Genomic DNA, 12,505 nt, shown 5'->3' on the forward strand with positions numbered 1-12,505 from the left:
CACCGTCCCGCGCCCCCTACGCGGCGCCGTGCGGCAGGGCGAGCGGGGCCCGACTGCGCCACAGGTCGACGGCGGGCGCCATCATCGGCCCCATCTGCGGCATCTGCGGTACGAGCGCCAGGGCGCCGACCACCTGCAGCAGGCGGGCGCCCTCCATGACGTCCAGCAGTGCACGGTCGACCGGCCGGCCGCCGGCGCGCTCGTACGCCTCGATCGCCTGCGGCCCGGCCAGGGTCAGGTCCCACTCGACCGGGCCCCGGGTGACGTCCTCGAAGTCGCTGAAGAGGGGACCACCGGTGGTGCGCAGGATGTTGTACGCGGGTGAGTCGCCGTGCAGGGTCTGGACGCGTGCGCCGGGGAAGTGCGCCGTCAGGTCGCGCACCAGGGTCTCCAGGACGGCGTACTCGCGCTCCGCCCGCTGCAGTTCGGCCTCCGTCAGGCCGTGACCGTCCTGGGTGCGCAGGAGGGCGAGGGCGGCTCCGGTCGCGGGAACGAGCGGGGAGAGCACGGGCAGTTCGCCCGCGCCGGGGTAACCGGCCAGCAGCCGGTGCAGCGCAGCCGCGTCCGCGGCCTGGCGGACGAAGAGTTCTGCCAGGTCGGCGCCGTCGGCGAGCGGCTCCTCCGTCACGAACTCCCAGAACGTCAGAGACCGTCCCCCGCACTCCACCGGCTCGCGCGGCACCAGCGGGCTGGGGCGTACGACCGGCGCGCCGGTGTCGGCGAGCCAGCCGGTGACGGCCAGTTCGCGGCGCTGCCTGGCCGCCTGTTCCCCGGCGGTGACCAGGGTCAGTGACGGGACGCGCACGACCACCGGATGCGGGGCGAGGTGCACGAGCACGTTGAACACGTCGTGCAGGACGCGGGGTTGCTCCGCCCGCAGCCCTAACCGCTCTCCGGCCGCTGTGGCCAGGGCCACAGCTTGTTCGGCACGCTTGCTGAGGTTGCTCATGCGTGCGATCTTCCCCTCGGGAACCGCGCTCCGTCGAAGCGTTTTCGCAGGGCAAGCGCGCGGGCGCGACCGCACGAAGGGACGAGGCACCGATGGGGACCGCCGCGGACACAGCCGAGATCACCACGCACGAGGAACTGACGGAACTCCTCGGTCCGCCACTCCCCCGGGCCCGGGACAAGGTGCGCCACCGCCTGCACGAGCTGGACCGGCAGTGGCTGGCGCTGTCGCCGTTCTGCCTGGTGGCCACGTCGGCCGCCGACGGCACCTGCGACGTCTCGCCCAAGGGCGACCCGGCCGGCTTCACGCTCGTCCTGGACGACACCACCGTCGTCCTGCCCGAACGCCCCGGCAACCGCCGCGCGGACGGCTTCCACAACATCCTGTCCAACCCGCACGTCGGCCTGATCTACCTCATACCCGGCCGCAGCGACACCCTGCGCATCAACGGCAGGGCCCGCCTGCTGCGCGACGCCCCCTTCTTCGACCGCCTCACCGTGGCCGGCCACCGCCCCCGGCTGGCACTGGTCGTCGAGATCGAGGAGGTCTTCCACCACTGCGCGAAGGCCTTCCTGCGCTCCGATCTGTGGAAGCCGGAGACCTGGACCCCCCAGGCGATGCCCTCCCGGGCCCGCATCGCCAAGACCCTGGAGGTCCCGGAGCAGTCCCTGGAGGAACTGGAGCGCCACTACGGCCCGCGGTACGCCGAGACGCTCTACAGCTGACCAGGGCTCAGCGATCGACCCGCGTGCGGTACAGGACGGCCAGGGCCAGCACCGCGCCCGTGGCGACCAGGGCCGTGCCCAGGGCCAGGGCGGGACTCATCGGGGGCCCGCTGCGGGCGGGCGTGCGGCGGGCGCGGGGAGCCTCGGGGGCGGGGGCGGCGCGCTGCTGCGGGCCGGCGAGACCGGCCGGGTCGGGGGGCCGCGCCCCGCTGGGCACCGGCAGGGGCAGGGGTTCGCCGGAGTCGTCCGCACCGGCCGTGGGGGCCGCAGCGCACTCCGGCAGGGTGCCCTCGAAGGGGTACGCGTACAGGGCCTGCCCGCTGGTACCGGCGCGGGACTCGTGGACGAGCGAACCGGCGGTGAACAGCCGCCCGTTCACCGCCGGGGCGCTGACCCGCACGGTGCTGGTGCGCCGGCCGACGAGGACGCTGCCCTCCAGGCGGCCGCTGCCGGCCAGGCGGACGTCCTGGGCGTCGGGGAAGTTCCACAGCAGCTTCTCGCGCCGCACTCCGGTGACGGAGCCCGCAGTGCTCAGGGTGCGGGTCCGCCCGGTGGGGTTGGTGAGGTTGACCAGGACGGTCGCGCCGGGCGGCACCTTGCGGAAGGACACCTCCTGCGGTCCGCCGCCGGGTGCGGCGATGTCGAAGGGGACGTCGAAGACCTGCGGGGTGGAGCTGCCGTCGCCGGTGAGGACCGTGGTGCCGCCCCGGCTGACGACGCCCCCCGTGGTCCTGCGCGGCAGGCCCCCGTCGTAGGCGTAGCAGGTGCTGGCGGCCGTCAGCCGGTCGCGGACGGCCTCGTACGCGGTGACGGCTCCTGCATCCCGTACGACCTTGGGGGCGACGGTGCCGCTGTGGACGCGGCCGGCGTAGGCGACGGTGCCGGCGACCGGGCCCTCCCGGGCCACCAGCCGCTGGCCGGCCGCGACCTTGACGTCACCGCCCGCCCGCAGGAACGGCGAGCCGTCGTCCGGCACGACGCGGGAACCGGTGGCGAGGACGCCGATGTTGTAGTCGGGCGGCGCTCCGGCGTCCTTGGCGACGTCGACGTCGCCAAGGACGACGACGCGGCCCTCGGCTCCGGCGGCGGCCGCCCGCACGGCGTAGTCGCCGCCGACGAAGACGTTGACGCCGTTGTCACGGCCGCTGAGGGGGCCGTGGTGCGGTTCGGGGTACGAGCGGGGGCAGCTGCCCGGGACGCACGGGCCGGGTCCGGCGGGGGCGGGTGCCGTGCCGGTGCTGCCGAGCAGGGTGAAGGCGCCGGCCAGCAGCGTGCCCCCGATGAGGGAGAGCAGGGCCATGCCGGACGCCGCGGGGCGGTTCACCCTGAGCCAGCGCACGTACTCCTTCTGCTCCATGTACGAAAATATGCATAACGGGCGGACCGGAAGCCGGCAGCACACGCCACCGACTGCCCCGGACGGCCCAGCCCCTCGGGCTGGGTTGGGTGCCGGGGCGTCAGGGCATCAGGCGTCCTTGAGCTCCTGCCGCTGCCGGCCCAGCCCCTCGATCTCCAGCTCCAGGACGTCCCCGGCCCGCAGGTAGGGCTTGGGTTCGGGCTGGGCCAGGGCCACGCCCGCCGGGGTGCCGGTGTTGATCACGTCGCCGGGGTGCAGGGGCATGTAGTGGCTGAGGTAGCGGATCAGCCGGGCCACGGGGAAGATCATCCGGGCCGTGCTGGAGTCCTGCGCGGGACGGCCGTTGACCCACAGCCGCATGCGCAGGTTCTGCGGGTCGGGGATCGCGTCTGCGGTCACCAGCCAGGGGCCGAGCGGGTTGAACGTCTCGCAGTTCTTGCCCTTGCCCCACTGGCCGGCGCGCCCGTGGTGGAAGTCGCGCTCGGAGAGGTCGTTGGCGACGGCGTAGCCGGCGACCGCCGCCATGGCCTCCTCGTCGGAGTCCAGGTAGCGCACGGTGCGCCCGATGACGACGGCCAGCTCGATCTCCCAGTCCGTGCGCACGCTGCCGCGCGGCACGAGCACGGTGTCGTCCGGGCCGACGACCGTGTCGGGCGCCTTGAGGAAGACGACCGGCTCGGTGGGGACGCCCACCCGCATCTCGGCGACCAGATCGTGGTAGTTGACGCCGATGCCGACCATCTTGCCGATCCGGGCGACCGGCGGGCCGATGCGCAGCCCCGACGGGTCGAGGGCGGGGAGGACACGCGCGCCCACGGCCGCCCGGATGCGGTCGAGCGCGGCGGGGTCGGCGAGCAGCGCGCCGTCGACGTCCGGCACCAGGGCGGACAGGTCCCGCAGGGTGCCGTCCTCCTCGAGCAGCGCCGGACGCTCGCCACCGGCGGGTCCGACCCGCAGCAGTCTCATCGCCACACTCCGGTTGTCTCAGGTCGTCGGGCCCGGCTTGATCGTCCAGGACCGGAGGCCCTCTCCACAAGCCCCCTTTCGGCCCGTGGGCCCCTCCCGTCCCGCATCGAAGGGCGCTGTTCCCCCCGGGTGGCTCAGACCTGTCCGGCCGGTGTGCGCAGGGGCTGCAGCACCAGCCGCTCCACCGCCGTCCACGTCGTGGACGTCACCAGGTACAGACCGGCCGCGAGCGGCACGACGGCCACGGTGACGAGGGTGCCGAAGGAGAGCAGCGGCAGCACCTTGCCCATGCGGGCCAGCACCGCGGCGCCCGGCACCTCCTCGTCCCCCGCGACCGGTGCCGGCGCGGCGGCCGCTGCCTTGCGGGCGCGCACGTACGTCCAGGTGGCGACGGCCGCGACCAGCACGAACAGGCCCAGGTAGACCAGCCCCCGCGCGCCCAGCGGGCCGCCGTCGGCCAGGGCGTCGGCCCACCGGTCGCCCAGCGGCGCGCCCAGCAGGGTGTGCCGCAGCAGGTCGCCGCCGCCGTCGGTGGAGAAGAGGTGGTACATGACGTAGAAGACCGGCAGCTGGACGGCCATCGGCAGGCAGCCGGCCAGCGGCGAGGAGCCGGCCTGCCGGTACATCTCGGCGGCCTCCTGCTGCAGCCGCTCGGGGTTCTTGCGGTGCTTGCGCTTGAGCTCGGCGAGCCGGGGCGCGAGCTCGGCGCGGGTGCGCTCGCCGCGCGCCGCGGACCGGGCCAGGGGGTGCAGGGCGAGGCGTACGGCCATGGTGAGCAGGACGACCGCGGCGGCCGCCGCCGAGGCGCCGAACAGCGGGTCCAGGGCGTCGGCGACGTGGCCGAGGAGCGAGGCGAGGAATGCGAAGACGGACATGGGTGAGCCCTCCGAGGGTCCCGTCGTGCCGATGGGGAAGGTGGAGCGATCGGCGTGACGAGGCGCCAGGGCAGCTCGCGCGGCAGGGCCTTGCGGCCGGTGCCGGGCGAAGTGCCTAGGCGGTCGCCGGGAGGGCGTACCCGGGTGCCCGCGGGCGGCGGCGGCCCCGGGCGTCGGGGTCGCGCTGGGCGAGGAAGGCCGTGCGCAGCTCGCGGTCGCGTATCGCGGTGCGTATGCGCGTGGGGGTGAGCGGCCCGCTGGAGCGGGCGGCGGCCGCGGCGCACAGCAGCAGCGCCGCCGCGGCGACCACGGCGGTGGCCGTGGCGAGGGCGAGGGCGCCGAGCAGGCCGCCCAGGCCGCTCTGGGTCAGCAGGAGCTCGCCGAGCAGCAGCAGGAGCAGGCCGATGTGCGTGCGGAACACGGCACTCATGGCACTCCCCTCCCGGGCCGTCCGGCCCTTTGCTCGTCGAACTCCTGAGCACTCATCGGCTCGGTACCGATACTAGACGCCCCCACTGACAGCGGTTGCGTCCGGGCCCGGATCCCGGGCCAGGACCTCGTCGTCGGGCCGGGCCGCATCGGCCGCCGACGGCTTCGGTCCCCACACGGAGACAGCCACGGCGACCAGCAGGTTCACCGCCAGCGCCAGGGCGCCGGCGTTCACCCCACCCACCGGGTCGTGCTCGGTGAAGACCAGGGCGCACACCAGCGTCCCGCCCACCGCGAGCCCGCTCAGGGCACCCCACAGCGTCAGCCTGCGCCACGTCAGCCCCAGCAGGATCAACGGGACGAGCTGGGCCATGCCCTCGTACGAGATGAGCGAGAGCCGCACGAGCGTGTTCGGCTCGGTGTACGTCAGCAGCAGCGCGAGCGCGCCGGAGAGCACCACGACGACCTGCGCCGCCGTCTTCTGCCGGTCCGGCCGGCCCGCGAGGCGGGGCACGGCGCCCAGCACGCTGCGGCCCCACATGGTGCCGATGACCAGCATGAACACCGCCATCGGCACGATCGAGGACAGGGCCGCTGCCACGCCGATGACCCCCACCGCCCAGGCCGGCAGCGAGTCGACGACCAGCTTGAACAGAGCGAGGTTCGAGCCCGCCCCCGTCAGCCCCGGCACGACGAACAGGGCCGCGAGCCCCAGCAGCATCGGCACGAACAGCAGCACGTTGTAGAACGGCAGCAGGACGGCGTTGCGACGCAGCGCGTCGGCATTGCGCGCACCCAGGTAGCCGGCGACCGTGGTGGGGAAGATGACGACGGTCAGGGAGTTCAGCAGGCTGGTCGTGGCGAACCAGCTCACGCCCATGCCGCTGCCGCCGTGCCCGGTCAGCGTCAGCCAGTCCGGCTTCTGCGTCACCAGCCGGTCCAGGAAGGGCCCGTAGCCGCCGAAGTAGTGCAGCGGCACGTAGACGGCGAGGAAGCCGAGGGTGAGGATGACCAGGGCGTCCTTGAGCGCGGAGACCCAGGCGCTGCCGCGCAGCCCGCTGACGACCACGAAGGCGGTCGTCACGGCGAAGGCGATGAAATAGGCCCAGTTCAGGCTGATGGTTCCGTAGGAAATGGTGGAGACCACCACGCCCATGCCGGTGATCTGGAGTTGGATGTAGGGCAGTAGGCAGACGGTGGCCAGGACGGCGACGAGCGTGCCGAGCCAGGGCCGCCCGTAGCGGTGGGCCACCATGTCGGTGATGGTCACCAGGTTGTGGCGGCGCGCGTACGCCCACAGGGCCGGCCCGACGACGTACCCGATCGCGTAGCCGCACGACAGGTACGCGATCACGTACAGCACCGGCGCACCGTGGTTGTAGCCCCAGCCGGCGGCGCCGAGGTAGCTGAAGCTGGTGTAGCCCTCACCGGCCATCAGGACCCAGATGAAGACGGTGCCCAGGCTGCGCCCGCCGACCGACCAGTCCGCCAGGGCGCCGTGCGGGTCGCGGCGGGTGCGGCCGCGCACGGCGAGCAGCCCGAGGGCGACGGTGAGCACCATGAACCCGCCGAAGATGCCGGTCGCGACGGCGGCGTTCGCGCTCACGCCCGGCCCCGCTTGCGGTCGCCCCGCCAGGCCAGCCAGACGGCGAGGGGAGTGGCGAGGGTGGCCAGCAGCAGCCAGAAGAACAGGAAGGGAAGGCCCGCGACGGTGGGCCGCAGCCGGTTCGCCAGGGGCAGGGCCACCAGGTACAGCCCGTAGGGCACCAGGAGCCACAGCAGGTGGGGACGTTTCTTCAGCACGTTGTCCGACCCTAGGCGCGTGCGGCGGCCCCCGCTGCCCCTCACGCCCCCAGCAGGCGCGACGCGGTGTAAATGAGCAGGCCCGCAAGTGCGCCCACCACCGTGCCGTTGATGCGGATGAACTGCAGGTCCCGGCCGATGTGCGCCTCGATCTTGCGGGAGGTGTGCTCGGCGTCCCAGCTCGCGACGGTGTCCGTGATCAGTGCGGTGATCTCGTTCTGATAGGTCGTCACCACGTACACCGCGGCGTCCTCCAGCCAGCCGTCGACCTTCGCCCTCAGCCGGTCGTCCGCCGTCATGCGCGTGCCCAGGGACAGCACCGACTCCCGCGTGCGCCGCCGCAGCTCGCTGTGCTCGTCCTCCGCGGCCGCCACGATCATTGCGCGCACCGCGGACCACGCGGAGGCGATCACGTCCTGCACCTCGCCCCGGCCCAGCAGCTCCGACTTCAGCCGCTCCACCCGCGCCCGGGTGTCGTCGTCCGCCTGCAGGTCCTGCGCGAAGTCGGCCAGGAAGCGGTCCACGGCGCCGCGGGCCGGGTGGTCGGGCATGTCGCGCATCTCGGTGACGAAGCGCAGCAGCTCCTTGTGGACCCGCTCGCCCACCTTGCGGTCGACGAAGCGCGGCGTCCACCCCGGCGCCCCGCCGGTGACGGCGGCCGCCACCGAGTCGCCGTGCAGCACCAGCCAGTCGCGGGCCCGGGCACACACCAGGTCGACCACCCGCCGGTGGCCGCCGTCGGCGACGATCCGCTCGAGTGCCGCCCCGATGCCCGGGGCGACCTCCGCCGCCTCCGCCCGCCGGGTGACGGCCTCCCCCACCACCGCCTGCACATCGGTGTCGCGCAGCACGGTCAGGGCCCCGCGCAGGGCCGTGGCCAGCTCGGCCGTCACCCGGTCGGCGTGCGCCGGATCCGCCAGCCAGGCCGCCAGTCGGGAGCCGACGCCCACCGAGCGCAGCCGCAGCCGCACCACGTCGGGCGACAGGAAGTTCTCCCCCACGAAGTCGCCCAGTTGCCGGCCGAGCTGGTCCTTCTTCGTCGGGATGATCGCCGTGTGCGGGATCGGCAGCCCCATCGGCCGCCGGAAGAGCGCGGTGACGGCGAACCAGTCGGCCAGCGCACCGACCATGCCTGCCTCCGCCGCCGCGGCCACGTACGCCGCCCAGCCGCCCGCACCCGCCGCCTGCGCCCACTTCGCCAGCGCGTACACCAGCGCCACCGCCAGCAGCAGGCCCGTCGCCAGCGCCTTCATCCGGCGCACACCGCGCCGCTTCTCGGCGTCGGCGGCGCTCTCCGGGGCGCCGGGGGTGAAGCCGCCCGGACGGCCGGGCATCACCCCATCGGCGGCATTCGCGCCGCCTCCGGCGGCAGCCGGCCCTGCACCGTGGAACCGTTTCATCCACACCACCCGTTCCGGCTGTCGCCCCTGTGCATTGTCCCTACCCGACCGACTCGGGGGACGGACGAAGAGTTCCCCGTGTCCGACGCCTCGGACAGGAGATCGCCGCCATGACCAGGCCCCCGGCCCCGCGCGGCGCGGTCCGGGCCGTGCTCGCCGCGCTGACGGCCGCGCTGCTGGCCGTGTCGGTCCCGATATGGGCGGGCACGCACGGCGCCGGCGCACCCGCGCAGCGCCGGGCAGCGGTGCCGGCGCGCCCCGCGACGCCGGCCGCCGGCCGCTGGGCCGGCTCCTGGGCCGCCGCCCCGGCCGCCGCCGAACCGGGCACGGCCCACGGCTACGCCGGCCGGTCCATCCGCAACGTCGTGCACACCACGCTGGCCGGCTCCGCCGCCCGGGTGCAGCTCTCCAACCTCTTCGGCACCACCCCGCTGACCATCGGCCACGCCTCCCTCGCCGTGGCCGCCGCACCCGGCAGCCCCGCGGCCGTGCCGGGCAGCGTGCGCGCCATGACCTTCGGCGGGCGGACGTCGGTGACCATCCCGGCCGGGCGGGCGGCCGTCAGCGACCCGGTGGGCCTGGCCGTCGGCTACCCGGCGGACCTGCTCGTCAGCACCTACTCCCCCACCCCGTCCGGGCCCGTCACCCTGCATCCGCACGCCCGCCAGCTGTCCTTCCTCGCCGCCGGCGACCACACCCAGGACGGCGACGGCGGCGCGTACACCGTCCCCACGCCCTTCTGGCGCTACGTCACCGCCGTCGACGTCCGCAGCACCGAGGCGCAGGGCGCGGTCGTGGCCCTCGGCGACTCCATCACCGACGGGGTCTCCGCCACCGTCGGCGCCGACCGCCGCTGGACCGACTTCCTCGCCCGCCGCCTGCACACCGAACCCGGCGCCCCGCGCTACGGCGTCCTCAACGAGGGCATCAGCGGCAACCGCGTCCTGCTCGGCGGCATGGGCGCCTCCCGGGTGAACAACCCCAGCGCGCTGGAGCGTTTCGACCGCGACGTGCTCGCGCGCGCGGGCGTGCGCGTCGTCGTCGTCGAGCTCGGCGTCAACGACATCCTGCGCCGCCCCCGCCAGACGCACCCCGAGGCGATCGTGGCGGGCCTGCAGCGGCTGGTGGACCGGGCCCACGCGCACGGGCTGCGGGTGGTGGGCGCGACGCTGTCGCCCTTCGGCGGGCGCGCCGGCACCGGCCCCGACCAGGAACTGGTCCGTCAGGGCGTCAACGACGCCATCCGCACCGGGCTCGTCTTCGACGACGTCGTCGACTTCGACGTGGTGCTGCGCGACCCGGCCGTCCCGCAGCGGCTGCTGCCGGCCTACGACTGCGGGGACCACCTGCACCCCAACGACACCGGCTACCTGGTCATGGCGAAGGCCCTGGACCTGGCCACGCTCAAGGGGCAGGGTCCGGCCCACCTGTAGCGCGCCCCCGATGGGGTGAGGTCGAACCTCGAATCGCCGTTTTTCACCCCCAGGAGTGGTCGGACCGGCCCGATAGGCCCTTCCGGGGCCCTCAACGGTGCGCTGGCCCCCGCACCGGAACGCATGATGCGACAGTGTCCCGGGGGCGTGGAACGCAGTCCTGCAGCTCTCAACCGCCGTCAGACGACAGCCCGTCGCCGGGGCCGCACAACCCCGGCGGCGGCCGAGGAGTCCCAAGAGACATGAGCGACGAGCAGTCACAGCAGCGTCGGGCTGGTGGCGGCCACGCACCACCGGGCTGGGCCCCCCGGGGCCGGGTGGCCACGGACCCCGGCCGGCCGGCCGGGCCGGGCCGGCCCGGGCGGTCGCGCCGCCGCGGCTGGCGCCGGCTGCTGCCCACCTGGCGCATGGTCCTCGGCGCCTTCCTGCTGATCGTGCTCCTCGTCGTGGGCGGGCTCGTCGCCGGCTACCTGCTGGTCGACATCCCCCCGGCCAACAAGGCCGCCACGGCCGAGTCCAACGTCTTCCTCTACTCCGACGGCTCCCAACTCGCCCGCGACGGCGAGATCAACCGCGAGAGCGTGTCCTTGAGCAAGGTCCCCAAGGACGTGCAGCACGCCGTACTGGCCGCCGAGGACCGCGACTTCTACTCCGAGTCCGCCGTCAACCCCGAGGCGATGCTGCGCGCCGCCTGGAACACCGCCACCGGCAAGGGCAAGCAGTCCGGCTCCACCATCACCCAGCAGTACGTCAAGAACTACTACCTGGTGCAGGCGCAGACCATCAGCCGCAAGGTCAAGGAGTTCTTCATCGCCATCAAGCTGGACCGCGAGTACAGCAAGAACGACATCCTCGAGGGCTACCTCAACACCAGCTACTTCGGCCGCAACGCCTACGGCATCCAGGCCGCCTCCCAGGCGTACTTCAACAAGGACTCCGACAAGCTCACCGCCGCCGAGGGCGCCTACCTCGCCACCCTCCTCAACGCCCCCAGCGCCTACGACGTCGGCGCCCATCCCGAGAACCGCGGCCGGGCCCTGGCCCGCTGGAACTACGTTCTCGACGGCATGGTGAAGAAGAAGTGGCTCACCCCTGCGCAGCGCTCGGCCATGGCCTTCCCCAACCCCGGCAAGAGCCGGCCGCGTCTGAACATGTCCGGGCAGCGCGGCTACCTCGTCGAGGCCGTCAAGGACTACCTCACCAGCAACAAGATCGTCGATGAGACGACGCTCGCCGCCGGCGGCTACCGCATCACCACCACCATCGACAAAAAGAAGGAGGACGCCTTCGTCTCCGCTGTGCGCACCGAGCTGATGAACGACCTCGGCACCAGCCGCACCGTCGACCGGTACGTGCGCGCGGGAGGCGCCTCCGTCGACCCCAGGACGGGCAAGGTCGTCGCCCTCTATGGAGGCATCGACTACACCAAGCAGTACGTCAACAACGCCACCCGGCGCGACTACCAAGTCGGCTCCACCTTCAAGCCGTTCGTCTTCACCTCCGCCGTCGACAACCACTCCACCACGCAGGGCGGCCAGACCATCACGCCCTACACGGTCTACGACGGCACCAACAAGCGGCCCGTCCTCGGGCCGAACGGACCGGTGGGCTACAGCCCCGAGAACGAGGACGGCATCTCCTACCCGAACATCACCGTCACCCGCGCCACCGACCTGTCCGTCAACGCCGTCTACGCCCAGATGGCCCAGGACGTCGGCCCCGACAAGGTCAAGGACACCGCCGTCGCCCTCGGCGTCCCCGAGAAGACCCCCGACCTGACGGCCACCCCCTCCATCGCCCTCGGCCCCGCCACCGCCAGCGTCCTGGACATGGCCCAGGCGTACGCCACCCTCGCCAACCACGGCCGGCACGGCCCGTACACACTGGTCGAGAAGGTGGTCAAGGGCGGCGAGGAGGTGCAGCTGCCCGACGGGCACGACACCCGGCAGGCCGTCTCCCGCGAGGCCGCCGACACCACGACGTCCATCCTGCAGAGCGTGGTGGAGTCCGGCACCGGGCGCCGGGCCCAGTCCGCGGGACGGCCGGCGGCCGGCAAGACGGGCACCGCGGAGGAGGACAAGGCCGCCTGGTTCGCCGGCTACACGCCCGACCTGGCCACCGTCGTGGCCGTCATGGGCCAGGACCCCGACACCGGCGACCAGAAGTCCCTGTACGGCGCCGCGGGCGAGCCCCGCATCAACGGCGGCGGCTACCCCGCGCAGATCTGGGGCGCCTACACCGCCAAGGCGCTGGAGGGCACCGAGGCCACCGACTTCGACCTGGTGCTCGAAAACGGCGCGGCGCCGCCCCCGCCGGAGCCGACGCCGACCTCGGCGTCGCCCTCCTCCAGCGGCCCGCCGAGCCCGACGGGGCCGCCCACGGGCCCGCCGACGTTCTCCCCGCCGCCGCGGGAGCCGACGTTCCCCGGCCCGCCGCCGGTCACCCCGCCGGGCTTCCCGACGCCCCAGGGCCCGCCCACGTTCGGCCCGCCGGGCGAGGGCAGGGACCTGCTGGGGTACGAGTACTGAGGGCGGGCCTCGGGGGCGTCAGGGCCTCGGGGGCTGGGCC

11 protein-coding genes are annotated in these 12,505 nt (G+C 73.9%); 3 read left to right on the forward strand and 8 right to left on the reverse strand.

Annotated features, from left to right (window positions below):
* Positions 1–16 precede the first annotated feature (16 nt).
* Positions 17–949, reverse strand: coding sequence for an aminoglycoside phosphotransferase family protein (locus AC27L3_RS16225; RefSeq protein WP_487234717.1), 933 nt, complete (start codon positions 947–949; stop codon positions 17–19).
* 92 nt (positions 950–1,041) lie between these two features.
* On the opposite strand from AC27L3_RS16225, the gene AC27L3_RS16230 reads away from it, so the two are divergent.
* Positions 1,042–1,674, forward strand: coding sequence for a pyridoxamine 5'-phosphate oxidase family protein (locus AC27L3_RS16230; RefSeq protein ID WP_487234718.1), 633 nt, complete (start codon positions 1,042–1,044; stop codon positions 1,672–1,674).
* Between the two features lie 7 nt (positions 1,675–1,681).
* Here the strand turns inward: AC27L3_RS16230 and AC27L3_RS16235 are convergent, their stop codons facing one another.
* The 7 genes from AC27L3_RS16235 to AC27L3_RS16265 form a co-directional block, all read right to left on the reverse strand.
* On the reverse strand, positions 1,682–3,031 hold the full coding sequence (locus tag AC27L3_RS16235) for a choice-of-anchor A family protein (protein WP_487234719.1): 1,350 nt from the start codon (positions 3,029–3,031) through the stop codon (positions 1,682–1,684).
* A gap of 108 nt (positions 3,032–3,139) precedes the next feature.
* Positions 3,140–3,997 carry a fumarylacetoacetate hydrolase family protein gene (locus tag AC27L3_RS16240; protein ID WP_487234720.1) on the reverse strand — a complete coding sequence of 286 codons (858 nt, stop codon included), beginning with the start codon at positions 3,995–3,997 and terminating at the stop codon, positions 3,140–3,142.
* A 134-nt stretch (positions 3,998–4,131) separates the two neighbouring features.
* Entirely contained in the window at positions 4,132–4,872 is a 741-nt protein-coding gene (locus tag AC27L3_RS16245; RefSeq protein ID WP_487234721.1) for a YidC/Oxa1 family membrane protein insertase, read from the reverse strand.
* Positions 4,873–4,987: 115 nt separating this feature from the next.
* The gene (locus tag AC27L3_RS16250; protein ID WP_487234722.1) at positions 4,988–5,302 is read right to left on the reverse strand and encodes a DUF6412 domain-containing protein; all 315 of its coding nucleotides are present in this window, start codon (positions 5,300–5,302) and stop codon (positions 4,988–4,990) included.
* A 72-nt stretch (positions 5,303–5,374) separates the two neighbouring features.
* Positions 5,375–6,862 carry a sodium:solute symporter family protein gene (locus AC27L3_RS16255; RefSeq protein ID WP_487234824.1) on the reverse strand — a complete coding sequence of 496 codons (1,488 nt, stop codon included), beginning with the start codon at positions 6,860–6,862 and terminating at the stop codon, positions 5,375–5,377.
* A gap of 41 nt (positions 6,863–6,903) precedes the next feature.
* Positions 6,904–7,104, reverse strand: a complete 201-nt coding sequence (locus tag AC27L3_RS16260) for a DUF3311 domain-containing protein (protein ID WP_487234723.1) — start codon at positions 7,102–7,104, stop codon at positions 6,904–6,906.
* A gap of 41 nt (positions 7,105–7,145) precedes the next feature.
* Complete coding sequence (locus tag AC27L3_RS16265; protein WP_487234724.1) at positions 7,146–8,438, reverse strand: DUF445 domain-containing protein; 1,293 nt, start codon at positions 8,436–8,438, stop codon at positions 7,146–7,148.
* Positions 8,439–8,614: 176 nt separating this feature from the next.
* Here AC27L3_RS16265 and AC27L3_RS16270 point away from each other — a divergent pair, with 176 nt between their 5' ends.
* Together AC27L3_RS16270 and AC27L3_RS16275 are read left to right on the forward strand one after the other, a co-directional pair.
* Positions 8,615–9,937, forward strand: a complete 1,323-nt coding sequence (locus AC27L3_RS16270) for a GDSL-type esterase/lipase family protein (protein ID WP_487234725.1) — start codon at positions 8,615–8,617, stop codon at positions 9,935–9,937.
* Positions 9,938–10,179: 242 nt separating this feature from the next.
* The gene (locus AC27L3_RS16275) at positions 10,180–12,465 is read left to right on the forward strand and encodes a transglycosylase domain-containing protein (protein ID WP_487234726.1); all 2,286 of its coding nucleotides are present in this window, start codon (positions 10,180–10,182) and stop codon (positions 12,463–12,465) included.
* Positions 12,466–12,505: the final 40 nt, after the last annotated feature.

The sequence above is a fragment of the Streptomyces sp. PKA51 genome, assembly GCF_057552455.1.